The organism is Rhodococcus sp. DMU1 (assembly GCF_012272955.1).
In the GTDB taxonomy this organism is placed as follows: Bacteria; Actinomycetota; Actinomycetes; order Mycobacteriales; family Mycobacteriaceae; genus Rhodococcus; species Rhodococcus aetherivorans.
In genome coordinates, this window is record NZ_CP050952.1 from 1,935,606 (window position 1) to 1,959,459 (window position 23,854).

19 protein-coding genes are annotated in these 23,854 nt (G+C 71.5%); 10 read left to right on the forward strand and 9 right to left on the reverse strand.

Translation table 11 applies throughout. The features are described 5' to 3' along the window. The first annotated feature begins 1 nt into the window (after window position 1). A complete protein-coding gene (ugpC, locus tag HFP48_RS09210; RefSeq protein ID WP_006938765.1) occupies window positions 2-1,171 on the forward strand; it encodes a sn-glycerol-3-phosphate ABC transporter ATP-binding protein UgpC in 1,170 nt (389 codons plus the stop codon). Between the two features lie 22 nt (window positions 1,172-1,193). After that, entirely contained in the window at window positions 1,194-2,006 is an 813-nt protein-coding gene (locus HFP48_RS09215; RefSeq protein WP_006938762.1) for a hypothetical protein, read from the forward strand. Between the two features lie 10 nt (window positions 2,007-2,016). Here HFP48_RS09215 and HFP48_RS09220 read toward each other — a convergent pair whose 3' ends face one another. After that, on the reverse strand, window positions 2,017-3,537 hold the full coding sequence (locus tag HFP48_RS09220) for an MFS transporter (RefSeq protein ID WP_102799362.1): 1,521 nt from the start codon (window positions 3,535-3,537) through the stop codon (window positions 2,017-2,019). Window positions 3,538-3,661: 124 nt separating this feature from the next. Here HFP48_RS09220 and HFP48_RS09225 point away from each other — a divergent pair, with 124 nt between their 5' ends. Continuing rightward, complete coding sequence (locus tag HFP48_RS09225) at window positions 3,662-4,768, forward strand: winged helix DNA-binding domain-containing protein (protein ID WP_029542486.1); 1,107 nt, start codon at window positions 3,662-3,664, stop codon at window positions 4,766-4,768. Between the two features lie 76 nt (window positions 4,769-4,844). Further along, on the forward strand, window positions 4,845-5,378 hold the full coding sequence (locus HFP48_RS09230; protein WP_006938758.1) for a DUF1360 domain-containing protein: 534 nt from the start codon (window positions 4,845-4,847) through the stop codon (window positions 5,376-5,378). 155 nt (window positions 5,379-5,533) lie between these two features. On the opposite strand, the gene HFP48_RS09235 is transcribed toward HFP48_RS09230, so the two are convergent. Both HFP48_RS09235 and HFP48_RS09240 read right to left on the reverse strand, forming a co-directional pair. Further along, window positions 5,534-7,237: a RecQ family ATP-dependent DNA helicase gene (locus HFP48_RS09235; protein WP_168579377.1), complete on the reverse strand. Its 1,704-nt coding sequence runs from the start codon at window positions 7,235-7,237 to the stop codon at window positions 5,534-5,536. A gap of 189 nt (window positions 7,238-7,426) precedes the next feature. Further along, on the reverse strand, window positions 7,427-8,272 hold the full coding sequence (locus tag HFP48_RS09240; protein WP_006938754.1) for a ParB N-terminal domain-containing protein: 846 nt from the start codon (window positions 8,270-8,272) through the stop codon (window positions 7,427-7,429). 94 nt (window positions 8,273-8,366) lie between these two features. Between HFP48_RS09240 and HFP48_RS09245 the strand changes: the two genes are divergently transcribed. Then, window positions 8,367-8,954 carry a suppressor of fused domain protein gene (locus HFP48_RS09245; RefSeq protein WP_006938753.1) on the forward strand — a complete coding sequence of 196 codons (588 nt, stop codon included), beginning with the start codon at window positions 8,367-8,369 and terminating at the stop codon, window positions 8,952-8,954. A gap of 9 nt (window positions 8,955-8,963) precedes the next feature. Here HFP48_RS09245 and HFP48_RS09250 read toward each other — a convergent pair whose 3' ends face one another. Then, the gene (locus tag HFP48_RS09250; protein WP_168579378.1) at window positions 8,964-10,778 is read right to left on the reverse strand and encodes a hypothetical protein; all 1,815 of its coding nucleotides are present in this window, start codon (window positions 10,776-10,778) and stop codon (window positions 8,964-8,966) included. Further along, entirely contained in the window at window positions 10,769-11,836 is a 1,068-nt protein-coding gene (gene corA, locus HFP48_RS09255; protein WP_029542492.1) for a magnesium/cobalt transporter CorA, read from the reverse strand. Before corA ends, HFP48_RS09250 begins: the two co-directional genes overlap by 10 nt. Window positions 11,837-11,958: 122 nt before the next feature. On the opposite strand from corA, the gene HFP48_RS09260 reads away from it, so the two are divergent. The 4 genes from HFP48_RS09260 (at window position 11,959) to HFP48_RS09275 (ending at window position 15,896) form a co-directional block, all read left to right on the forward strand. Further along, the gene (locus HFP48_RS09260; RefSeq protein WP_006938750.1) at window positions 11,959-12,813 is read left to right on the forward strand and encodes a PHP domain-containing protein; all 855 of its coding nucleotides are present in this window, start codon (window positions 11,959-11,961) and stop codon (window positions 12,811-12,813) included. Beyond that, a complete protein-coding gene (locus HFP48_RS09265; RefSeq protein ID WP_168579379.1) occupies window positions 12,810-13,229 on the forward strand; it encodes a hypothetical protein in 420 nt (139 codons plus the stop codon). The genes HFP48_RS09260 and HFP48_RS09265 overlap by 4 nt, the downstream gene beginning before the upstream one ends. A 445-nt stretch (window positions 13,230-13,674) precedes the next feature. Further along, window positions 13,675-14,868 (forward strand): NADP-dependent malic enzyme, encoded by a 1,194-nt coding sequence (locus tag HFP48_RS09270; RefSeq protein ID WP_029542499.1) that lies wholly within the window; start codon window positions 13,675-13,677, stop codon window positions 14,866-14,868. A gap of 80 nt (window positions 14,869-14,948) precedes the next feature. Then, complete coding sequence (locus tag HFP48_RS09275) at window positions 14,949-15,896, forward strand: glycine betaine ABC transporter substrate-binding protein (RefSeq protein ID WP_168579380.1); 948 nt, start codon at window positions 14,949-14,951, stop codon at window positions 15,894-15,896. Here HFP48_RS09275 and HFP48_RS09280 read toward each other — a convergent pair. Genes HFP48_RS09280 through HFP48_RS09290 form a run of 3 tightly spaced genes read right to left on the reverse strand, consistent with a single transcriptional unit; the run spans window position 15,855 to window position 19,190 of the window. Beyond that, window positions 15,855-16,772 carry an alpha/beta hydrolase gene (locus HFP48_RS09280; protein ID WP_006938745.1) on the reverse strand — a complete coding sequence of 306 codons (918 nt, stop codon included), beginning with the start codon at window positions 16,770-16,772 and terminating at the stop codon, window positions 15,855-15,857. The genes HFP48_RS09275 and HFP48_RS09280 overlap by 42 nt on opposite strands. Before the next feature lie 10 nt (window positions 16,773-16,782). After that, the gene (locus HFP48_RS09285; RefSeq protein ID WP_168579381.1) at window positions 16,783-17,610 is read right to left on the reverse strand and encodes an SDR family NAD(P)-dependent oxidoreductase; all 828 of its coding nucleotides are present in this window, start codon (window positions 17,608-17,610) and stop codon (window positions 16,783-16,785) included. Further along, window positions 17,607-19,190 carry an NAD(P)/FAD-dependent oxidoreductase gene (locus tag HFP48_RS09290; RefSeq protein ID WP_168579382.1) on the reverse strand — a complete coding sequence of 528 codons (1,584 nt, stop codon included), beginning with the start codon at window positions 19,188-19,190 and terminating at the stop codon, window positions 17,607-17,609. The genes HFP48_RS09285 and HFP48_RS09290 overlap by 4 nt, the downstream gene beginning before the upstream one ends. A gap of 71 nt (window positions 19,191-19,261) precedes the next feature. Here HFP48_RS09290 and HFP48_RS09295 point away from each other — a divergent pair, with 71 nt between their 5' ends. Next, the gene (locus HFP48_RS09295; RefSeq protein WP_161995676.1) at window positions 19,262-19,894 is read left to right on the forward strand and encodes a TetR/AcrR family transcriptional regulator; all 633 of its coding nucleotides are present in this window, start codon (window positions 19,262-19,264) and stop codon (window positions 19,892-19,894) included. A gap of 116 nt (window positions 19,895-20,010) precedes the next feature. Here HFP48_RS09295 and HFP48_RS09300 read toward each other — a convergent pair whose 3' ends face one another. Next, window positions 20,011-23,784 (reverse strand): multifunctional oxoglutarate decarboxylase/oxoglutarate dehydrogenase thiamine pyrophosphate-binding subunit/dihydrolipoyllysine-residue succinyltransferase subunit, encoded by a 3,774-nt coding sequence (locus tag HFP48_RS09300; RefSeq protein ID WP_168579383.1) that lies wholly within the window; start codon window positions 23,782-23,784, stop codon window positions 20,011-20,013. Window positions 23,785-23,854: the final 70 nt, after the last annotated feature.

The following is a 23,854-nucleotide window of genomic DNA, read 5'->3' on the forward strand; positions in this document are numbered from 1 at the left end:
GATGGCTGAAATCGTGCTGGACAAGGTGACCAAGCTCTACCCCGACGGGGCGAAGGCGGTCAGCGACGTGGACGTGACGATCGCCGACGGGGAGTTCATCATCCTGGTCGGTCCCTCGGGCTGCGGGAAGTCGACGACGCTGAACATGATCGCCGGGCTCGAGGACATCTCCTCCGGCGAGTTGCGCATCGGCGGCGAGCGGGTCAACGAGAAGGCGCCCAAGGACCGGGACATCGCGATGGTGTTCCAGTCGTACGCGTTGTACCCGCACATGACGGTGCGGGAGAACATCGCCTTCCCGCTCACCCTCGCCAAGATGCCCAAGGACGAGATCGAGCGGAAGGTCACCGAGGCCGCCAAGATCCTCGACCTGACGGACCATCTCGACCGCAAACCGTCGAATCTGTCCGGCGGGCAGCGTCAGCGGGTGGCGATGGGCCGCGCGATCGTGCGCAACCCCAAGGCGTTCCTCATGGACGAGCCGCTGTCCAACCTCGATGCCAAGCTGCGGGTGCAGATGCGCACCGAGATTGCCCGCCTCCAGAAACGGCTGGGCACCACCACGGTGTACGTCACCCACGATCAGACCGAGGCGATGACCCTCGGCGACCGGGTGGTCGTCCTCCGCGGCGGGCTGGTGCAGCAGATCGGCGCGCCCCAGGAGCTCTACGACCGGCCGAGAAACCTGTTCGTGGCCGGATTCATCGGCTCTCCGTCGATGAACTTTCTGGCCGGCCAGCTCGAGTCGAACGGCGTGCGCACCGTGATCGGCGACTTTACCCTGCCGGCCGAGCGGTGGGCGGCCGTGCAGAAGCACAATCCGGGACGTGACGTCGTCGTCGGCGTCCGGCCCGAACACTTCGAGGACGCCACGCTCCTGGACCCGGCCCAGCGTGAGCAGGGTACGACCTTCACCGTGGACGTCGACGTGCTCGAATCGATGGGGTCGGACAAGTACGCGTACTTCACCGTCGAGTCCCCGGACCTGCATTCGAGCGACCTCGACGACCTGGCGGCCGACGTCGGCGTCGCCGACCTCGCCGGCGGGTCGATGGTCGCGCGGCTGCCCGCCGAGTCCGGCGTCGCGAAGGGCCGGCCCGTCCAGCTGTGGTTCGATCCGGCGAAGATCGCCCTCTTCGACCAGGCGACGGGGGAGAACATCACCCTCTGACCGAGCGGTGCATAGTAGGCCGGTGGACCTCGACGACATCGCCGACGAGCTGTACGGGCTCGATCCGGGCGAGTTCACCGCGGCCCGCAGCGAGCACGTCGCCCGCGCCCGTGAGGCCGGAGACCGCGAGCTCGCGGCGGCCGTCGGCCGGTTGCGCAAGCCGACCGTGTCGGCCTGGCTGGTGAACATGCTCGTCCGCGAGAAGTCCGAGGAGGTCACGGCCCTGCTCGGGCTCGGCGACGCCCTGCGCTCCGCGCAGCGCCAGCTCTCCGGGTCCGAGCTGCGGCGGCTGTCCACGCAGCGACGGCGGGTGATCGGTGCGCTCGAGAAGACCGCGGCCCGCCTCGCCGCCGAGCATGGCCGGCGGGCGTCGGAGGCGGCCCTGCGCGAGGTCGGCCAGACCCTGCACGCCGCCCTCGCCGACGCCGATCTGGCCGAGCAGGTGCGCGGGGGCCGGCTCGAGGCGCCCCTGGACTACAGCGGCTTCGGCCCGGTGGGGCTGTCGGTCGTCCCGCCCCCGCCGGCACGGACGGACACCGAGGCGGACGAGGCCGAGCGCACCCGGCGCGCCGCCGCCCTGGAGACCGCCGTCGCCGAGGCGGAGGCGGCGCGGAACACCGCCGACGAGGCGCAGTCGGTGGCGGCGCGGGCACGCGCGGCGGTCGAGGAACTCGACGGGCACGTCGCGCGGTTGCGCGAGGAGCTGAGCCGGGTGGAGCAGCGGCGCGAGTTCGCGCGACGCACCGCCCGGTCGGCCGACGAGGACGCCGCGAAGGCCGAGGACGCGGCGCGGCAGGCGGAGGAGGCGGTGCGCGCGCTGCGGGAGCAGGACTGACGTCGCCCGATCAGCCCCGACGCGCCGCGGCGGCCTCGGCCTGATCGTCCGCGACGACGGGCGTGGCGGCGAGACCGGACACCGATCCCCATTCGGCAGCGAGGGCCGTCGCCTCCACCTCGTCCTCCTCGCGGTCGCTGAGCGGACGCGTCGCCGGTTGCCCGCCGACGAGAACGAGCACCGCGGCGGCGGCCGCGGCCGCGGCGCCCAGCGCGAACGCCGCGACGAACGCGCTCTCGCGGACGACGCCGCCGGTGCCGGCGACGGTCAGCGTGGCCAGCAATGTCGTCACCACCGCGCTGCTGAGCGAGCTGCCCGCCGTGCGGGCGATGGAATTGATGCTGTTCGCGACCCCGGTCTGATCGGGGCGCACCTCGGCGACGAGGAGCGCCGGCAGCGCCGCATAGGCGAGACTGACGAAGGTGGTGACGAGGATGCCGGAGACGATCAGCTGCCAGCTCCGGTCGTGCACGACCGCCACCAGGGCGAAGCCGGCGATCCCGAGAACGCACGCTCCGATCAGCACCCAGCGGGCGTCGAACCGGTGGATGAGCCGGCCCGCCAGTGCCGCGGCGACCACACCGACGAGCGCGCCCGGGAGCATGTACACCGCGGTCGCCTCGAGCACGGTGGCGCCGAACCCGTATCCGGCGACGGCGGGCGGGGTCTGCACGAAGTATGCGGTGGCGAGGAAGCTGACGAACATGGCCATGCCGACGAGGAACGCGGCGCCGTGCACCACGAACACCGGCCGGTGGGTGAGCATCCGCGGCGGCACGAGCGGCTCGTCGACGTGCCGTTCGAAGAGGAACCACCCGGTGAGCACGGCCAGGCCGAGGGCGGCGCTCGCGACGGTGGGCGGCGCCGCCCACCCCCACGTTCCGCCCTCGGACAGGGCGAGCAGCACCAGCGCCAGGCCGACGGCGAGCAGCGCCGCGCCGAGCCAGTCGATCCGGCCTCCCTCGGCCCGCCGCCGCTTCGGCACGACGAGGAAGGCGCTCAGCAACGCGACGACGTTGAACGCCGCCACCAGCCAGAACACCCGGCGGTAGTCGCCGCCCGAGACCATCAGGCCGGTGAGCACCATGCCGATCGCACCACCCACGCCGAGCGTGCCCGAGAACAGGCCCATCGCGCCGATCAGCCGCTGCGGCGGCAGTTCGGCGCGCAGCACGGCGATGCCGACGGGGAACAACGCGAACGACACGCCCTGCAGTACCCGGCCGAGAAGCAGAAGCGCGAACGAGTCCGTGGCGGCGCACAGCAGCGAGCCGACGAGCACTACGGCGAGGACAGTGAGCAGAACCGGGCGTTTGCCGCGCAGGTCGGCCAGCCGGCCCAGCAGCGGCGTGGTGACGGCGGCGGCGAGCAGGTTCGCGGTCAGCACCCAGCCGGCGGCGGTCGTGCTCACGCCCAGCTGGTCGCGGATGGTGCCGACGATCGGCACCACGGACGTCTGCATCACGGCGATCGTGGTGATGATGAAGCACAGCACGGGAACCAGCAGCCGCGCACCTCTCGGATCGGACATCGGCTCTCCTCGACGCTGCAACATGAAACTAAATTCAACTAAACATCTACCGGACGCTCGGTCTCGCCGTCCAGGCACATGCGAAACCCGGGCCGCCGTCGGACCGCCGTGGCAGGGTGTCCCCGTGACGCCGCGCACCCTCACCGCCCGCGCGCTCGGCCGCGCCACCCTCGCCCGGCAGCACCTGCTGCGGCGCGGCGACCTGCCCGCGATCGAGCTGGTCGAGCATCTGCTGGGCTTGCAGGCCCAGGCGCCGAGCCCGCCCTACTTCGCGCTGTGGGCGCGGTTGCGGCGGTTCCGGCCGACGGCCCTGGCCGACCTCCTCGAATCACGCGACGTGGTGCGCATCGTGCTCATGCGCGGCACGGTGTTCGCCGTCTCGGCGGCCGACGCGGTGGCCCTGCGGGACTGGATCCAGCCGCTGCTGGACCGGGACCTGACCACCAACACCCAGTATGCGGCCGGTCTGGCGGGGCTGGATCTGCGCGAGCTCGCCGCCGTGGGCCGCGACCTGCTCCGCGACGGCCCGCGCAGCCTGCAGGAACTGCGCCCGCTGCTCGCCGAGCGGTTCCCCGGCCGCGACCCGGCCGCGCTTGCCTACGGGCTGCGGAATCTGCTTCCGCTGGTGCAGGTGCCGCCGCGGGGGCTGTGGGGGCGCTCCGGGCAGCCGAGACTCACGCCGCTCGACGAGTGGATCGGTCGCGGCCCGGCACGGGCGGACCCGGCCGTCGTCCTCCGGCGATACCTCGCCGCGTTCGGGCCGGCGAGCGTGCGCGACGCGCAGACCTGGTCGGGGCTGACACGGCTCGGTGAGGTCTTCGAGCGGTTGCGTCCGTCGCTCGAGGTGTTCCGTGACGAGAACGGTGTCGAGGTGTTCGACCTACCCGACGCCCCGCGACCCGAACCGGCGACGCCGGCGCCGGTGCGGATCCTTGCGCCCTACGACAACGTGCTGCTCTCGCACGCCGACCGGACCCGGATCGTCCCCGACGAGCACCGTCGCCGGATCATGACGCAGAACGGCATCGTGCGCTCGACCTTCCTCGTCGACGGGACCGTCGCCGGGGCCGCGAACCTCATCGTCACGAGGAATTCGGCCGTGCTCGAGGTGACCCCCTGGCAGCGACTGACAGCCACCCGGCGCGCGGCGGTCGAGAAGGAAGGTCTGCGGCTGACGAGATTCGCTGCTGCGACCGCCGAAGTGCACGAGGTGCGGTTCGTCGAACAGTAGGCGCGCGGCGGCAGGCGTGGCCCGCCCGCGGACGGGGTATCCGGCGGGCGGACCGAACTACCCGCAGGAGCAGCAGATGAGCAATCAGACCGACACGTCCCTCGACCTCGCGGAGACCGCCCGCAGGCACGCCCGCGAATACACGGCGGGTGAGGACCTCCCGATGCGGGGGTACGCGACGGTCCTTGCCGGGTACAGCACGCTCGTCACCGTCGCCGTGATCGGCGCGCTGGTGACCGGCCGGCGGCTGCCCGACCGGTTGAGCGGCGAGGACCTGATCGTGCTCGCCCTGGGCACGCACAAGCTGTCGCGGACGGTCACGAAGGACGCGGTGACCAGCCCCCTGCGGGCGCCCTTCACCCGGTACACGGGACGGGGCGGTCCCGCCGAGGTGACGGAGGAGGTGCGCGGAACGAACACCCTGCGGCACAGCCTCGGGGAGCTGCTCACCTGCCCGTTCTGCTTCGACGTGTGGGTGGCGACCTTCTTCACGATCGGGATGGTCTTCGCGCCGCGCCCGACGCGGCTCGTCGCCGGGCTGTTCGCGGCCCTGGCCGGCGCGGATTTCCTGCAGTTCGCCTACGCGAAGGCGCAGCAGAGCGTCGGGTGAGCGCCGCGGCCCGTCGCCCCCTGTGCCGTCTCGGGCAGGACGGGCCGTGCAGGATCCACGCGCCGGTTCGGAATCCGCCCGTGCTGCGGCGTGGGCGGATTCCGAAGTCCCGGGCGGATCCACCGGGCGCATCCGCCCGGCCCGCCTGGGGGACGTCAGGCGATGTCGGGCTCCGGCTCGGGCTCCGAGTTCTCGGGGCGCAGCAGGTCGTGCTCCTCGACCGCCTCGAGCGAGAGGGTGCGGTAGCCGTATCCGTCGAACAGCACGGTGATCCGGTCCGTCTCCGCGCTCATCACCTCGCCGGCGCCCCACTGCGCGTGCACGACCCGGGTGTGTAGCGGAATCGATTCGTGACGAACATGATTCGCCGGCTCGGGCCGGCTCTCGGGGATCCCCTCGCGGCAGCAGTCGCAGTGGCCGCACGGTTCGAGCAGCGACTCGCCGAAGTACCCGAGCAGGAACTGCCTTCGGCAGCCGCGGGTTTCGGCGTAGCCGCGCATCATCTCCACGCGGGAGCGGTCCATCCGTTCGCCCACCGCTGCCACCTCCGCCGCGCGCCGGACGGCGATCTCCACCTCGACGGTGCGTGCGGTGAACCCCTTGCGTCCCGAGGAGACCACCCCGGCCCGTTCGAGCAGGTTGACCGCGTTGGTCAGGGTCCGGCCGCGGGTATCCAGTTCGGCGCGTAGGTCTTTCAGTCGCGTCGGGGCTTTCGCGCGCCGCAGCGCGGTGAACGCCCGGCCGAGCAGTTCCTCGTCCGGGCGGTGGGTCGTGAAGAACTTCGCGAGCGAGAGGTCCTCGGGCCGGTAGAACAGCAGCGCCTTCGCCTCGAGCCCGTCGCGCCCGGCCCGGCCGATCTGCTGGTAGTAGCTGTCCACGGAATCCGGCGCGGAGGCGTGCGCGACGAACCGCACGTCGGGCTTGTCGATGCCCATGCCGAACGCGGAGGTCGCCACCACCACCTCGTACTCGCCGTCGAGGAACCCGTGGTGTACCCGCTCGCGCGTGGCCGACGCCAGGCCGGCGTGGTACGCGGCCGCCCGCAGTCCCCGTTCGGCCAGTTCGGCCGCATAGAACTCGGCGTCCTTGCGCGTCGCGGTGTACAGCAGCCCGGGCGTCTCGAGTCCGGCGACCGTCTCGATCACCGCCCGGCGTTTCTCGGCGTCGGTCGTGTACCGCTCGACGGCCAGATCGATGTTGGGCCGATCGAATCCGCTGGCGATCACCACCGGGTCGCGCAGGCGCAGCTCCTCGACGATCTCCTGCCGCACCGGCGGCGACGCGGTGGCCGTGAGCGCCACCACCGGCGGTCGGCCGAGCCGGTCGAGCGCGTCGGCCAGGCGCAGGTAGTCGGGCCGGAAGTCGTGGCCCCACGCGGACACACAGTGCGCCTCGTCGACCACCACGAGGGAGACGTGCGCGTCGGCGAGACGGGCCACCACCTCGTCGTTGGCGAGCTGCTCCGGCGCCAGGAAGACGTACTCCACGGTGCGCTCCCGGATCGTCTCCCACGCGGCCGCGGTCGCCGAGGCCCGCTGCCGGGAATTGATCGCGACCGCGTCCGGCGCCGAGGTGGCGTCGAGACCTGCGATCTGATCGTTCTGCAGCGCGATGAGCGGGGAGATCACCAGGGTCGTGCCCTCGATCAGCAACGCCGGCACCTGGTAGATCGCCGACTTGCCCGATCCGGTGGCCATCACCGCGAGCACGTCCCGGCCCCGCACCAGCGGTTCCATCGCGTCGAGCTGGCCGGGACGCAGTTCCTCCCAGCCGAACACGCGGCGCGCGGCCGCCCGTAGCTCGGCCCGGATGTCACGCGGTCCGGTCGTGTCGGCTGCGTCCTGCACGGTCGCCGTCAAGCGTGTCCTCCTGTCGTGGGCCCGGTCCTCCCGACCAGGGTACGGAGCGCATGGAGTCCCCAACCCCAGCGCGGACCGGCGCCGGCACGCTTCTCGACCGGCCCGAGGCACCCGGGCGTTCGGTGGGCGCCCTCGGTGGCTGACCGGGGATACCTCCGGCGCCCCGGGATCAAACCGGTGGGCGTGCGCTCACCGCGGGGCCCGCCGCCGCAGCCGCTCGATGATCTCCTCGTTCCACACGTGCCGCCGCACCAGCCGGTACCGTTCGCCGGCCAGCCACAGATACGCCTCGGCGTCGGTGCGGGTGCGCAGCATCCCCGCCGCCCGCACCATGTCGACCACCGGTACGAACTCCTCGTCGAACCACCGCTGCGCCACCACGTCGCGGGTGAGGAACTCGCCGCGCTCCTGCATGAGCCGGAAGCCCCACGCCTCGATGCACTCGGCCAGTTCCGCGTAGTCCCACGGGTCCCGGACGGTCACCGCATCACGCCGGCTGCCGGTGAGCGGCACCCGGCTGAGGAACATCCGGTAATGGTCCTTGCGCATCAGGTCCGAGTGCTGGGTCACGCCCTCCGGCGAGATCCGGGTGACGATCTCGGTCACGTAGGCGTCGATGGTCGCGTCACCGCGGGCGTAGGCGATGGAGACGCGGTGGTGCCCGTCCACCACGAAATGCATCGTCCCGATGCGGTACACCGTGATCGGCGGCACCGCCTCGCCCCGGCGGCGGGCCGTGGCCAGCTTCTCCCACCGCTGGCGCAGCCGCGCCGACGTGGGCCGGAACCGCCGGTCGAAGTCCTCGGTGCGGTCCACGCTGCCGACGATCGAGGCCACGTCGATGCTCTGCAGGCCCAGGCGCCGTTCCCCGACCCGGCCGAGGGCCCGCACCACGGCGTCGAACGGCAGCACGGCGTTGACGTCCTCGGGTTCGCGGCGCAGCCACGCGATCAGCCGCGCGTACTCGGCGCGCCGCCGCTGCCGGGAGAAGTCGTCGCCGGCGTCGGCGCCGGGGAAGCCGGTGTCTCGCACCATTACACGACGGTACCGGCGGACGGGGCCCCGGTCGGCCGGATCGGCGCAGGCCGCACCGGCGGCGCGGGACCCGCCTCGGGTCTACATTGCAGGGGTGATCGACGCCGTGCTGCCCGCCGTCCGTGCCCATCTCAGCGCCCGCCTCGGGGGCGGCGAGCCGGAGACGGCGTCCGTGACGTTCCTCGGCCTCGAACCCATCGAGGTGCTGCGCTTCCGCGTGGAACAGCCGGACCTGGTGCGGTTCGCGACCCTGGGGTGTTCGCGGCACCCGATGGGCGACCCCACCGCGACGGTCGCCGACCCGACCCGCGGGCCGCGCGCCGAGCTGATCCTCAGCGTGCGCGGCCTCAGCGGCAGTCTCCCGGGACTGGTCCGCACGCTCGCGACGCTCGCGGCCCTGCCCGCGGTGGAGGGCGTCGTCCTCACCGACGACGCCCTGCTCGACCTGGGGGAGCCGCTGTGGCAGGGCGCCACCTTCACCGCGGTGATGCTCGAGCCGAGCGACGTCCCCGACCTGGTGCTGCCCGAGCCCGCCGACCCGGTGCGGTTCTTCGAGGTGATACCGCTGACCGGCACCGAGGCCGCGTGGAAGCGGTTGCGCGGCGGCGCTGCGCTGCGCGAGGCGTGGTCAGAGGCCGGCATCGACGTGCGGGACCCGAACCGCGCCCCGGCCCGCATGTGAATCGCGCCGTCAGCGGGGCACGACGACCCCGATCGGGCCACCGGCGAGGCAGACGTCGAGCCCGGCCGACGCGGAGCGGGCCTGCAGCCCGGTGCCCGCGCCCGGGACCCGCGCGTACACCGTGCCCAGTCCCGCGGTGACCGGCACCCGCACCCGTGGCGCTGCGGGGAAGCCCACCTCGATCTCGCCGTCCGCGGAGGCACGGTAGTTCAGCTGCACCGTCCATTCCCCGCCCACCAGCGCGGTGTCGGCGGGGAGCACGGTCGTCGTCGACGCGGTGAGCAGATGCCCGCAGTCGGGCACCGGCCCGGGCAGCACGTGCCGCACCGGGACGAGACCCGCCGGCACCAGCCGTCCGCCGTCGTCGAGCACCTGCAGTTCGGTGGTGACGGCGCCGATCTCGGCGCGTCCCGGCAGCGGCGAGAACACGCGGCTGAGCAGATTGTGGGGGTGGGTGACCGGCAGGAGCACCCACACCGAGACGGGATGATCGAGGATCGGCATGTCCGGCCGCGCGGTGAGCGCGGACTTCGCGGCGGCCAGGTACGCGCCGGTGGGGTTGTCGGCCCAGGTGCGGGCGAACGTCGCCGTCGACCACAGGCTGCTCGCCGCGAAGGTGACCGCGCACCCGGCCGCGACGAGCCGCCGTGCCGGTTGTGCGGGGGGCGCGTCGCCGCGCGACGGAGCGTGCAGGATCAGCGCCGCGGCGATCGCGACGACGACGGCCGTGTCGGTGTGGTAGCGCAGGGTCTGCGCCAGTTCGTACGTCGTGTCCGGACCGAAGCGGGTGCTGATCATCGCGGCCGTCGAGGCTGCCACGTAGACGGCCGTCGCGGCCCACACCCAGCCCGTGCGCCGGTTCCGCCGCAGCGACCACACCAGGACGGCGAGCACCGCCGCCCAGGCCGCCACGACCAGCCCGGCCGGCGGATCCGCCCACGGCGGGCCCGGATTCCAGCGGTCCCATCGCCACGGCCCGCCCAGCAGGGTCGGCAGCACCCCGAACGAGACGCCGTGGTGCGTCAGCCCGCGCACCATGTCGGCCGTGGGCGCCCCGAACCGGGACTCCACCAGGGACAGGTAGGCGGCCGCCCACCCGGCGAGGGCGAGCGCCGAGCCCAGCCACAGCGGCGCCCCGCGTACCGCCGCGGTGCGCACCGGCCGGCGGCGGCCGTCCAGCCGGTACATCAGGGCGACGGTCGCGAAGGCCACCGCCGGCACCAGCACCGACTTCTCGAAGAACAGCAGCGCGACGACGGTGACCGCCGTCCCGCTCAGCGCGTAGCGGATCCGGCCGGTGCGCACCAGCCGGATCGCGTCGCCGGCCACCCACGCCAGGGCCGCCTGCAGCGGCAGCGAATTCAGCCCCGCCGCCCACCACGCGAACGACGGCAGCGTCAGGGGGGTGAACAGGTAGAACAGCAGCGGGCCGAGCAGCGCCGGCCGCGGCCCCAGCAGCAACCACAGCACGCGCAGCACGGCCAGCGACGCCAGCGCCTGGCCGGCCACCAGCGTCGCCGCTGCGGGCCACCACTGCAGCGGCGCGAGGGCCGTGACGACGCCGGCCACCAGGAACCCACCCGGCATGAGATGGCCGTCGTGGTCGTAGCCGAGGAGTTCGAACGACAACAGCGGGTGCATGCCCGAGCGTCCGACCAGAATCAGGTCGTCCCAGTAGAACTCCCCGCGGAAGGCGAGCAGCGAGCGCACCGTCAGCTGCAGGGCGATCAGGACGAGTGCCGCCGCGAGCATCGCCGGGCCGGGTGTGCGCCCGTCGGGGGAGACCGGCGCGAGGCGCTCCCGGGCCGCGGTGATCAGAGCCATTTGTTGCGGCGGAACGTGACGAACAGGCCGACGGTGATCGCGACGATGGCCCCGATGACCACGAAGTATCCGTGCTCCCAGTGCAGTTCGGGCATGTTGTCGAAGTTCATCCCGTAGATCCCGGCGATCATCGTGGGTACGGCCGCGATCGCCACCCATGCCGAGATCCGGCGCATGTCGGTGTTCTGCTGCACCGTCACCTTCGCGATCGCGGCATCGACGAGAGTGCTCAGCGTCTCGTCGTAGTCCGCGATGCGCTCGGCCACCTTGGTGTGATGGTCGGCCACGTCCCGGAAGTAGCGCCGGACCTCCTTGGGCACCGGATTGCCCGCGCCGCGGGTCAGCTGGCGCAGCGGCGTCGCGAGGGGGAGCACCGCCCGCCGCAACTCCACGATCTCCCGCTTGAGCAGATAGATCTGTTCCACCGCGATGCGGGTGTCGGGCGTGAACACCAGTTCCTCGAGGTCGTCGATGTCCGGCTGCACGGCGTCGACCACGGCGAGGTACGTGTCCACGACGTGGTCGGCGACGGCGTGCAGCACCGACGACGGCCCCAGCGCCAGCCGCTCCGGGGCCGCCTCGAGCCGGTGCCGCACGTCCGCCAGCGCCGAGTGGTCGCCGTGGCGGACGCTCACGACGAAGTCCCGGCCGCAGAAGAGCATGATCTCGCCGGTCTCGACGATCTCCTTCGTCGTGGTCACCGACTCGTGCTCGACGTAGTTCACGGTCCGCAGCACCAGGAACGTCACGTCGTCGTAGCGCTCGAGCTTGGGCCGCTGATGCGCGTGCACCGCGTCCTCGACCGTCAGCTCGTGCAGGCCGAACGTGCGGCCCACGCTCGTCATCTGCTGTTCGTCGGGCTCGTGCAGGCCGAGCCACACGAAGCCGGCGCCGCGCCGGCGCACCTCCGCGAGCGCCGCGCCGTGGGCGTAACGGCCCGGCAGTCGCATGCCGTCGACGTAGACGGCGCAGTCCACGACGGCCCGCTCGGCGGGGATCCGCAGGGCGGGCGCCGCGGCGCCGGTCCGTCGCGACGAGTGCGAGGGCAGGTTCGGCATCGGTTCCCTTCCGCGCGGCACGCTCCGGCCCGAACCGGGCGGTCCGGGCCGTCACAGCGTCATGCTAACCCGCCCCGGGCCGGCCGCCGGGGCTGCGCGACGGCACCTGACACACTGGTGGGGTGCGTATCGACCTGCATGCCCACTCGCTCGCCTCCGACGGGACCGACACCCCGGCGGGGCTCGTCCGCGCCGCCGCCGAGGCCGGGCTCGACGTCGTCGCCCTGACCGACCACGACACCACCGCCGGCTGGGACGCTGCGGCCGACGCCCTGCCCGGGGGACTGCGGCTGATCCGCGGCATGGAGATGTCGTGCACCGGGCGCGGCGAGGACGGCCGGCCCGTGGCGGTGCACCTGCTCGCGTACCTGTTCGACCCGCGGGACGAGGCGTTCGCGGTCGAGCGGGAGCGCCTGCGGGCGGAGCGGGTGGCCCGCATCCGGGCGATGGCCGAGCGGATGGCCGACGACGGGCTGCCCGTCGACCCCGAACGGATCGTCACCGCCGCCGGCCCGGTGGCCGGCCGACCCCACCTGGCGCGTGCGCTGGTGGAGGCGGGTGTCGTCCCGAGCATCGACGCCGCCTTCGCAGACCTGCTCTCGTCGCGGGGCCGCTACTACGTCACCAAGGCGGACACGCCGCTGTCGGACGCCGTGCGCATGGTCGCCGCGGCCGGCGGCGTCACCGTCGTGGCGCATGCCCGTGCCCGCTCGCGTGGGCGGCTGCTTGCGCTCGACCACATCGAGGAGCTCGCCGAGCTGGGCCTCGGGGGCCTCGAGGCGGACCATCCGGACCACGATCCGGCCGACGCGCGGCTCATGCGGGACATGGCGGCGAAGCTCGACCTGTTCGTGACCGGGTCGTCCGACTACCACGGCGGCAACAAGAAAGTCTCCCTCGGCCGGTACACGACGGACCCCGAGGCGCTCGAGGCCCTGACGGCCCGTGCCACCGGGATCGAGGTGCTTGCGGGATGACCACCTGGGGCCGCCCTGCGCGACGTCACGACCGCGCCGACGGGTACGACGACTACTACGCCGACGACTCCGGCCGCGACCCCTACGGCGCCCCCACGGCGGCGCCGTCCCGCCCGGGTCGCGGGGCGCCGCGGCGGGACGGGCTCGTCGTGCGGGGACTGCGGGCGCTGTCCGGCGTGGTGTGCGGCGCGGTGATCGTCCTGACGGTGGTGGTCTGGGCGGCGCAGTACCTGGGCGACAAGCGGGATTTCCCGGGACCGGGCTCGGCGTCGCTGTCCGCGCACGTCGTCGCGGTGGTCGTCGCGTCGGCCGCGCAGGTGTTCGCGGACCGCCGGCGCGGGCTCGCCGCCGCCGTGGGCGCCGGTGTGGTCTATCTCACGGGCGCGGTCCTGATGTTCACCCAGTGGTGGGGCTGACGTTTCGCGCGCCGTCCGTTACCGGTAGGTAACCGGCCGGCATCTCGGGCTTTTGCCTCGGAACGGCTCCGATCGCGGGGTCGACATTCCGGCTCTGCTGTCCAAACTCACAGGTGAGCGGGGAAAAACGTGAGACATTCGCAAGAAATACCGATTTGATTGTTGGGTTGTGAAGGTGGCAAACTTTTCCTCAATCCGGCGTCGGTGCCACCGCCCCGAAGCCGGACGAAGATGGCAGACCCTGTAGAGGGCTCGTCGCCAGGGCTCACCCGCCTCGGCGCCATCACGCTCCGGAAGTCGTACAGCGTTGTACAGCGGTAACCGTGATCGCGCCCGGAAGCTTCACCGAAATGTCCTTGGCGAAGCGCTGCGCCGGATGTCCGTCGCGCAGCTACTTCGCAGTAACCGGAACCCGAGTGGTTCCGGCTCGAGCAGGAGTGTCATCGTGTCAATCGTGTCTGATGCACCTACCCCCCGGAAGGTCGAATTGACCGACGAGGAAATCTTCAGCAGCCATATCGACGGCAAGCTGTCCGTCGAGCTCACCGCACCCCTGGAGACGCAGCGCGATCTGTCGATCGCCTACACGCCCGGCGTCGCGCAGGTTTCCCGCGCGATCGCGGCCGACGAGACCCTCGCCGACCGCTACACCTGGACCAACCGCCTCGTGGTGGTCGTCTCCGACGGTTCGGCGGTGCTCGGCCTCGGTGACATCGGCCCGCGCGCGTCGCTGCCGGTGATGGAGGGCAAGTCCGCCCTGTTCAAGAAGTTCGCGGGCCTGAACTCGATCCCGCTGGTGCTCGACACCAAGGATCCCGACGAGATCGTCGAGACGCTGATCCGGCTGCGCCCGAGCTTCGGCGCGGTCAACCTCGAGGACATCTCCGCCCCGCGCTGCTTCGAGATCGAACGACGCGTCATCGAGGCGCTGGACTGCCCGGTCATGCACGACGACCAGCACGGCACCGCCATCGTGGCACTCGCCGCGCTCAAGGGCGCCGCCAAGGTGCAGGGCCGCGAGCTGGCCGGCCTGCGCATCGTCATCTCCGGCGCCGGTGCCGCCGGCGTCGCCGTCGCGAACATCCTGCTCGCCGCCGGCGCGGCCGATGTGACCGTGCTGGACTCGAAGGGCATCGTCTCGGCCGAGCGCACCGACCTGAACGAGGTCAAGGTCGACCTGGCCGCGCGGACCAACCCGGCCGGCCGGCACGGCGGGCTGATCGAGGCCCTCGACGGCGCGGACGTGTTCATCGGCGTCTCGGCCGGCACGGTGCCGGAGGAGATCGTCGCTCGGATGGCCGACGGCGCGATCGTGTTCGCGCTGTCGAACCCGGATCCGGAGATCCACCCGGAGGTCGCCGCCAAGCACGCCGCGATCGTCGCGACCGGCCGCAGCGACTTCCCGAACCAGATCAACAACGTGCTGGCCTTCCCCGGTGTGTTCAAGGGCGCGCTCGACGCGGGCGCCCGGCGCATCACCGAGGGCATGAAGCTCGCCGCCGCCGAGGCCATCCTCTCGGTCGTCGGTGACGAGTTGGCCGTGGACAAGATCGTCCCGAGCCCTCTCGATCCGCGGGTGGCGCCCGCCGTCGCCGAGGCCGTCGCGGCCGCGGCGCGGGCCGAGGGCGTCACCGACTGACGCGATCGACCGCACGCCCCGGCCGGAGCCCGCACCCAGGTTCCGGACCGGGGCGTTCGGCTTTCCGGGGATGCGCGAGGATGGGCATCGTGTGGAGCGCGAGGAGCCGGGGACTGCGGGGCGAGGGATTCATTCGGACGGTGGCCGGGCCGGTGGTCGCCGTCGCGGTGCTGACCGGGTGCGGGCCGTCGGTGGTCGACGAGTCGACGGACGTCGCCACCGTGGTCGTCGGCGCCGGAGACGACGCCGCGAGCGAACTGCTCGCCCGGATCTACGCGGGCGCCCTGGCCGGTAGCGGGACCCGGACCGAACTGCGCACCGGGCTCGGCGGCCGCGCCGACTACCTCGCGGCGCTGGACGCGGCCGAGGTGACCCTCGTGCCGGACTACACCGGACGGCTGTTGCGGTACTTCGCCCCGGCTGCGACGGACACGGACGCCGAGGACGTGTTCGAGGCGCTCGCCCGATCCCTGCCCGACGACATGGCGATCACGGACTACGCTGCCGCACAGGATCGTTCGGTGCTGTTCGTCTCCGACGCCACCGCTGCCCGGCTCGGTACCACCGAGTTGGCCGGGATCGTCGGCCGGTGCGGCGAGCTGACCGTGACGGTCACGGGCGGATTCGAGGAGAACGACGGACTGCGGGACATGGCCGAAAGAGGCTGCGTCCCAGGCCGTGTCGAAACCGACGACGCGCCGGGGCCCGCGGCCGGCGGGGGCGTGGCCGCGCTGACGACCGCCTCGGCCGCCGCGCGCGACGCGACGGGCGTCGCGCTGCAGGATGCGCCGGACCGCGCGCCCGGATCCGGTCCGGAGGCCGGAACCGGCACGGAGCCACCGGTGTTCACCGCACAGAACGTCGTCCCGGTGTTCCGCAAGCACGTCCTCGGGGAACGTCAGCTCGAGGCCCTGAGTCTCGTCGCGGGGGAGCTGACCACCGCCGACCTGGCCGAGATGCTCGACCGGATCGGCGGCGGCGAGGACTCAACCGTCGTCGCGCAGGCGTGGCTCACCGAGCACGTGTGAGCGCAGGAAGGCGCCGAGCTGTGCCACCGCGTCGGCGGCCTCGCCCACCAGCGCGGCCTGCAGATGGGCCACGTGCCACAGTTCGCGCTGCTCGGTGACCGTCACGTCCACCCCCGCCTCACGCAGCTTCCGGGCGAACTCGGTGACCTGCGGGTACAGCATCTCGCCGGTGCCGACGTGGATCAGCGTCGGCGGCAGGCCGGCCAGGTCTCCGCGCAGCGGCGCGTAGCCGGGGTCGGAGGCGTCGCGGTCGCCGAGATACGCCCGCGCCGACGCCGAGATCCAGGCGGCGTTGAGGACCGTGTCCCGGTCGAAGGGGAAGTCCCGCGAGGCGGGATCGACCCAGGGCGCGATCAGCCCCAGGGCGGCGGGCCGCACCCCGTGCCGGTCGATCAGCCGGCGCGCCGCCGCGACCGTCAGGCCGCCCCCGGCCGAGTCGCCGGCGATCGGGGCGGTCTGCGGGGTCACGCCGTGCTCGGTCACCAGCTCGAGGTACGCACCGACCGCGTCGTCCAGTGCGGCGGGGTAGGGGTGCTCCGGGGCCAGCCGGTAGTCGAGCACGTACACCGCCGAACCCGAGGCCGCGGCCAGGTGCGCGGCCAGGGACCGGTGCGTGGCGGGCGAGGCCACCGTGTACCCGCCCCCGTGCAGGTACAGGACCGCGGTGGGACGTTCGGTGGCGCCGACGGTGACGCGTTCGGCGGGCCGGCCCGCGAGCGTGACCTGCTGCACCACCGTGCCCTCGGGCAGGGTCTGGATCGGCGCGACGAGCTCGAGCAGCCGGCGCTGGACGGGGTACGGCAGCCGCGCGTTGAGGGCGAGCCGGTAGGCCGGCCGCACCGCGGCCCGCACGACGGGCAGGGGGAGCTGGGGCATGACCGCGACCCTAGCCCTTCGGCACGAAGCGGCCACTGACGAATGCGACGACACGCTGATAGGACGGGCCCACTACGCGCACCCAGGCGTCGAGGAACTTCGCGTCGGCGCCGATGAGTACCCGGGCCCTGCCCCTGCGCACGCCCTCGACGATGGTGCGGGCCGCGTCCTCCGGGCTGGTGCGGGCCAGCTTGCGGTCGAAGAACTGGGCGAAGGATTCCTGATCGTCGCCGGCCGGGACGGCGGCGTTGCGGGCGATCGCCGTCTTGATGCCGCCGGGATGCACGCAGGTGACCTTGACGGGGTGCCGGGCGATCAGCATCTCCTGGCGCAGTGCCTCGGTGAAGCCGCGGACGGCGAACTTCGCGGAGTTGTAGGCGCTCTGACCGGGGATGGCCAGCAGCCCGAACAGGCTCGAGACGTTGACGATGTGGCCGTCCCCGGACGCGACGACGTGGGGCAGGAACGCCTTGGTGCCGTTCACCACGCCCCAGAAGTCGACGTCCATGATCCGCTCGATGTCCTTGAACTCCGAGCGTTCGAACTCGCCGTGGTAGGCGATGCCGGCGTTGTTGTAGATCTGGTTGACCTGGCCGAAGTGGACGGCGACGGCGTCGGCGTAGTCGAGCACCGCCTCGCGCTGCGTGACGTCGAGGTGATCGGCCTTGACCTCGGCGCCGAGGTCGCGGGCCCGGCGCACAGTCTCGTCCAGCCCGGCGGTGTCGACGTCGGACAGGGCCAGCCGGGCGCCGCGCCGGGCGAGCTCGAGCGCCAGGGCACGGCCGATGCCCGATCCGGCGCCGGTGATCACGGCGACCTTTCCTGCGAACTCGCTCACTGCGCTGCCACCTTCCGGGTGTCGGTCTCGTCGGAGTCACGGACGGTCGCCGGCGTCTGCGCCGGGACCGGGGGGAGGTCCGCCGCGGCGACGCTGCGGTAGGCGTCCAGGTCGAAATGCTTGGTGATGCGGCGGAATTCGAACGTGAAGCTCGGCCACAGGGTGGTGTTGTTGCCGTGCTTGTCGAGGTACCAGCTGGCGCAGCCGCCGTTGCTCCACACGCTGCGCTTCAGGGCGTCCTGCAGGTTGCGGTTGTATTCGCCCTGCACCTCCGGGCGCACCTCGACGGTGCCGATCCGGTGGCGGTCGATCGTCTCGATCGCGTCCACCAGGTAGTTCAGCTGGGATTCGATCATGTACACCATCGAGGTGTGGCCGAGTCCGGTGTTCGGTCCCACGAGGAAGAACATGTTGGGGAAACCGGCGACGGCGGCGCCCTTGTAGCCCTGCATGCCGGTGGCGTCGAAGACGTCCGCGAGGCTGCGGCAGTCCTTGCCGAAGATGCCGGCGAAGGTGGGCGAGTCGGTGACGTGGAAGCCGGTGGCGACGACGATGGCGTCGACCTGGCGGGTGGTGCCGTCGCGGGTGACGATGCCGTCCGCGGTGACCTCGGCGATGCCGTCGGTGATCAGGTCGACGTTCGGCCGGGCCAGCGCGGGGTAGTAGTTGTTCGAGATGAGCATCCGCTTGCAGCCGATCCGGAAGTTCGGGGTGACCTTGCGGCGCAGCTCGGGGTCGGTGATCTGGCGGCGGATGTGCGCGCGGGCGGCGAGCTCGAGCGGCTTCATGAAGACCGGTGCCTTGGCCAGGCCGACGACCTGCGTCTCGCGGGTGAGGTACTGCAGGGCGCGGGACAGGCGCTGGAACCCGGGTACGCGGCGGAACGCGAGCCGCTCGACGGGGGTGTATTCGCGGTCGGCGCGAGGCAGCACCCAGGGCGCGGTGCGCTGGTAGACGTCGAGGTGGGCGACCTTGCCGGCGATGGCGGGCACGATCTGGATTGCGGAGGCTCCGGTGCCGATCACGGCGACGCGCTTGCCGGTCAGGTCCGCGTCGTGGTTCCACCGGGCGGAGTGGAAGATCTCGCCCCGGAACCCTTCGATGCCCGCGATGTCGGGCAGCGACGGCTCGCACAGCGCCCCGACGGCGGAGACGACGATCCGGGCGTCGAACGCACCCTTGGTGGTCTGCACGTCCCAGCGGTGGGTGGCGGTGTTCCAGCGGACGGTCTGCACGTCGCACCCGAACACGGTGCGGCGGCGTACGTCGTACCTGTCGGCGACCGAGGCGATGTAGGCCTGGATCTCGGGCTGGGGGGAGAAGGACCGCGTCCAGCCGGGGTTGAGGGCGAACGAGTAGGAGTACAGGTTGGACGGGACGTCGCACGCGGCGCCCGGGTACGTGTTGTCGCGCCAGGTGCCGCCGACCTCCGATCCGCGCTCGAGGACCACGAAGTCCTTGCCGGCCCGGGTCAGTCGGACGGCGGCGCCGAGTCCGGCGAACCCGCTGCCGATGATCAGCGTGTCGACCTTACGCGGGTGCGCATCGGTGGCGATGGTGTCTGTAACCGGAAGACTCATGTAAATAAGCGTAGGGCCATATTGAGCGCCGGTCAATAGCCTGTTGACTGCGATTCAACAAGAGTGTTTGCATGGCATCTGTGAAGGGCAACAGCAGCAAGCGCACCAGGCTGAGTCCCGCCGAGCGGCGGGCCCAGCTCGTCGACCTCGGCGTGCAACTGCTCGCCGAACGGCCGCTCGAGCAGATCTCCGTCGAGGACATCGCCGACCAGGCGGGGGTGTCGCGCGGGCTGCTGTTCCACTACTTCGCGTCCAAGCACGACTTCCACGTCGAACTCGTCCGGCACACCAGCCGGGACATGCTCGAGCGCACCGCACCCGACGACAGCCTCGGACCGATGGAGATGCTGCGCGGCACGATCGTCGCGTACGTCGACTACGTCACCGACCACCGCGACACCTACCTGTCGATGCTGCGCGGCACCGCGAGCGGGGACCCGGACATGCGGCAGGTCTTCGAGGACACACGCACCGCCATGGTCGACCGCACCGTCGCGTACCTGCCCCGCATCGGCATCGACGCCGGGCCCGCCGTCGCCCTGGCCGTGCGCGGCTGGATCGCGTTCGTCGAGGACACGACGATCGCCTGGCTCCGGGACCCGCAGCTCACCCGCGAGGAGTTCGTCGACCTCGCCGTCGCCGCCCTGCCCGCGCTGGCCCTCGCCGCGGGCGCACCGAATGTCACAGCGGTTCGATCTGAGTGAACGCGTGTGACATTCGGTCACGTCCCGGGGGCCGGAAACGGCGCGAGCCGGGCCGGCCGCCCCGAAGGGCAGGCACGACCCGGCTCGCGTGAGAACCGCGGGGCTACCGCCGGTGACTACCGGCCGAACGCCTTCTCCAGGATCTCCTGCTGCTCGACCGCGTGAACCTTGCTCGAGCCGGAGGACGGAGCCGACATCGCGCGCCGCGACGCCCGCTTGATGCCCGACAGCTTCTCGGGCAGCATCTCCGGCAGCGCCAGACCCAGGAACGGCCACGCTCCCTGGTTGGCCGGCTCCTCCTGCACCCAGAAGAACTCGTGCGCGTTCGGGTACCGGTCGAGCGCCTCGGCGATGCGGCGACGCGGCACCGGGTACAGCTGCTCGATCCGCAGGATCGCGATGTCGTCCCGCTTCTCCTTGTCCTTCTTCGCCTTCAGCTCCCAGTAGAGCTTGCCGGAGGTCAGCAGGACGCGGGTGACCTTGTCGCGGTCGCCACCCTCGTTCTCGTACAGCGGCTCCTCGAACACCGAGCGGAACTTGCCGGTGGTGAAGTCCTCGAGGTCGCTGACCGCGGCCTTGTTGCGCAGCATCGACTTCGGCGTGAACACCACCAGCGGGCGGCGGATGCCGTCGAGGTGATGGCGGCGCAACAGGTGGAAGTAGCTCGCCGGCGTCGACGGCATGGCCACCGTCATCGACCCCTCGGCGCACAGCTGCAGGAACCGCTCGATGCGGCCCGAGGTGTGGTCCGGGCCCTGGCCCTCGTGGCCGTGCGGCAGCAGCAGCACCACGTCGGAGAGCTGACCCCACTTGGCCTCGCCGGAGGAGATGAACTCGTCGATGATGGACTGCGCGCCGTTGACGAAGTCACCGAACTGCGCCTCCCACAGCACCAGCGCCTCCGGGTTGCCCACGGAGTAGCCGTACTCGAAGCCCAGGCCCGCGAACTCGGTCAGCGCCGAGTCGTACACCATGAACTTGCCGCCCTTGCCGCCCTCGGCCGCCACCTGCTGCAGCGGGGTGTACTCGGCACCGGACTTGCGGTCGATGAGCACCGCGTGGCGCTGGGTGAAGGTGCCGCGGCGCGAGTCCTGACCGGCCAGGCGCACCAGGGCACCCTGCTCGACCAGCGAACCGAACGCCAACAGCTCGGCGTACGCCCAGTCGATGTGGCCCTCGCGGGACATCTCCCGGCGCTTCTCGACGACCGGCTTGACACGCGGATGCACGGAGAAGCCCTCGGGGACGTTCACGAACGCGTCGCCGATCCGCTCGAGCACCGACTTGTCGACCGCGGTGGTCAGCTTCGCCGGCGGCGTCTGGTCGAGCTCGACCGACTCCGACGGTTCCGGCTTGTACTTCTCGAGCTCGCGGACCTCGTTGAAGACCCGTTCGAGCTGGCCCTGGTAGTCGCGCAGCGCGTCCTCGGCCTCTTTGAGCGAGATGTCGCCACGACCGATGAGGGACTCGGTGTAGCTCTTGCGGACGCTGCGCTTGGTGTCGATCACGTCGTACATCGCCGGCTGCGTCATCGACGGGTCGTCGCCCTCGTTGTGGCCGCGACGGCGGTAGCAGATCATGTCGATGACGACGTCCTTGTTGAACTTCTCCCGGAAGTCCACGGCCAGCCGGGCCACCCACACGCACGCCTCCGGGTCGTCCCCGTTGACGTGGAAGATCGGCGCGCCGATCATCTTCGCGACGTCGGTGCAGTACTCCGACGACCGCGAGTGCTCGGGGGCCGTGGTGAAGCCGACCTGGTTGTTGACGACGATGTGCACGGTGCCGCCGGTGCGGTAGCCGCGCAGCAGCGCGAGGTTGAGGGTCTCGGCCACGACGCCCTGGCCGGCGAACGCGGCGTCGCCGTGCAGCAGCAGCGGCATGACGGTGAAGCCGCCCTCGCCCTTGTCGAGGATGTCCTGCTTGGCGCGCACGAGGCCTTCGAGGACCGGGTTGACGGCCTCGAGGTGCGACGGGTTCGCCGTGAGCGACACCTTGATGTCGTTGTCGCCGAACATCTGGATGTAGTTGCCCTCGGCGCCGAGGTGGTACTTGACGTCGCCGGAGCCGTGGGCGGCGGCCGGGTTCAGGTTGCCCTCGAACTCGGTGAAGATCTTCGAGTACGGCTTGCCGACGATGTTGGCCAGCACGTTCAGGCGGCCGCGGTGCGGCATCGCGATGGCGACCTCGTCGAGCTCGTGCTCGGCGGCCTGGTCGATGATCGCGTCCATCATCGGGATGACCGACTCGGCGCCCTCGAGCGAGAACCGCTTCTGGCCGACGTACTTGGTCTGCAGGAAGGTCTCGAACGCCTCGGCGGCGTTGAGGCGGCTGAGGATGTACTTCTGCTGCGCCACGGTCGGCTTGACGTGGTGCGCCTCGACGCGCTCCTGCAGCCACTGCTGCTGCTCGGGATCGAGGATGTGGGTGTACTCCACGCCGACGTGGCGGCAGTAGGCGTCGCGCAGCACCGACAGCACGTCGCGCAGCTTCATGCGCTGCTGACCGTGGAAGCCGCCGACGTTGAACTCGCGGTCGAGGTCCCACAGGGTCAGATCGTGCGTGGTGACGTCGAGGTCCGGGTGCGACCGGAACTTGTCCTTGACGAACTGCAGCGGGTCCGTGTCGGCCATCAGGTGGCCGCGGCTGCGGTAGGCGGCGATCAGCTCGAGGACGCGGGTGCTCTTGTCGACCGCGCCTTCCGGCACGTCCTTGCGCCAGCGGACCGGCTCGTAGGGGATGTGCAGCGTGTGGAAGATCTCGTCGTAGAAATCGTCGCTGATCAGCAGGTTGTGGACGGTCCGCAGGAAGTCGCCGGACTCCGCGCCCTGGATGATGCGGTGATCGTACGTCGAGGTCAGCGTCATCAGCTTGCCGACGCCGAGCTCGGCGATGCGCTCGTCCGAGGCGCCCTGGAACTCGGCGGGGTACTCCATCGCACCGGCACCGATGATGGTGCCCTGACCCGGCATGAGCCGCGGTACCGAGTGCACGGTGCCGATGCCGCCCGGGTTGGTCAGCGAGATGGTGACGCCGGAGAAGTCCTCGGCGGTGAGCTTGCCGTCGCGCGCACGACGGACGATGTCCTCGTACGCGGAGTAGAACTGCGCGAAGTTCATCGACTCGCAGTTCTTGATCGCGGCGACGACGAGCGAACGGTTGCCGTCCTTGCCGGCCAGGTCGATGGCCAGGCCGAGGTTGGTGTGCGCGGGGGTGACCGCGTTCGGCTTGCCGTCGATCTCGGCGAAGTGGCGGTTCATGTTCGGGAACGCCTTCACCGCCTGCACGATGGCGTAGCCGAGCAGGTGAGTGAACGACACCTTGCCGCCGCGGGTACGGGCGAGGTGGTTGTTGATGACGATCCGGTTGTCGACCATCAGCTTCGCAGGGATGGCGCGCACACTGGTGGCGGTCGGGATCGAGAGCGAGGCGTTCATGTTCTTCGCGACGGCAGCGGCAGCGCCACGGAGAACCTTGGACTCTTCCTGGGTGGCCGGCGCGGCGGGCTTCGCGGGGGCCGGCTTGGCCGGCGCGGCGGGCTTCGCGGGGGCCGGCTTGGCGGCGGCGGGCTTGGCCGGTTCCGGAGCGGGAGCCGCCTTGGGTGCCGGTGCGGGCTTCGCCGGGGCAGTAGCGGCCTTCGGCGGAGCCTGGGCCGGGGTGGCCTTCGAGGCGGGGGCGGATTCGGTGGAGGTCGGGGCGGAACTCTGCGCCGGACGCTGGGTCTGCGTGGCGCCGTTCGCGCCACCCGCGACCGCCGCCTCCGGGGAGTAGTCCGTCAGGAATTCGTGCCAGCTGGCGTCCACGGACGACGGATCGTCCTGGAACCGCTGGTACATCTCGTCAACCAACCACTGGTTCTGTCCGAACTGGGAAGTAGAGCTGCTGCTCACGGCAGTTGTTCGCCTCGTTTCTTTCTTCGGTACCCGATCGGAGTGCCTATGTATATGAGGCTAGCCCGCG

Coding starts and splice junctions, on each gene's coding strand:
- ugpC (WP_006938765.1), top strand. CDS start 2: ATGGCTGAAATCGTGCTGGACAAGGTGACCAAGCTCTACCCCGACGGG.
- HFP48_RS09220 (WP_102799362.1), bottom strand. CDS start 3,537: ATGTCCGATCCGAGAGGTGCGCGGCTGCTGGTTCCCGTGCTGTGCTTC.
- HFP48_RS09230 (WP_006938758.1), top strand. CDS start 4,845: ATGAGCAATCAGACCGACACGTCCCTCGACCTCGCGGAGACCGCCCGC.
- HFP48_RS09240 (WP_006938754.1), bottom strand. CDS start 8,272: ATGGTGCGAGACACCGGCTTCCCCGGCGCCGACGCCGGCGACGACTTC.
- HFP48_RS09250 (WP_168579378.1), bottom strand. CDS start 10,778: ATGGCTCTGATCACCGCGGCCCGGGAGCGCCTCGCGCCGGTCTCCCCC.
- corA (WP_029542492.1), bottom strand. CDS start 11,836: ATGCCGAACCTGCCCTCGCACTCGTCGCGACGGACCGGCGCCGCGGCG.
- HFP48_RS09265 (WP_168579379.1), top strand. CDS start 12,810: ATGACCACCTGGGGCCGCCCTGCGCGACGTCACGACCGCGCCGACGGG.
- HFP48_RS09275 (WP_168579380.1), top strand. CDS start 14,949: ATGGGCATCGTGTGGAGCGCGAGGAGCCGGGGACTGCGGGGCGAGGGA.
- HFP48_RS09280 (WP_006938745.1), bottom strand. CDS start 16,772: ATGCCCCAGCTCCCCCTGCCCGTCGTGCGGGCCGCGGTGCGGCCGGCC.
- HFP48_RS09290 (WP_168579382.1), bottom strand. CDS start 19,190: ATGAGTCTTCCGGTTACAGACACCATCGCCACCGATGCGCACCCGCGT.
- HFP48_RS09295 (WP_161995676.1), top strand. CDS start 19,262: ATGGCATCTGTGAAGGGCAACAGCAGCAAGCGCACCAGGCTGAGTCCC.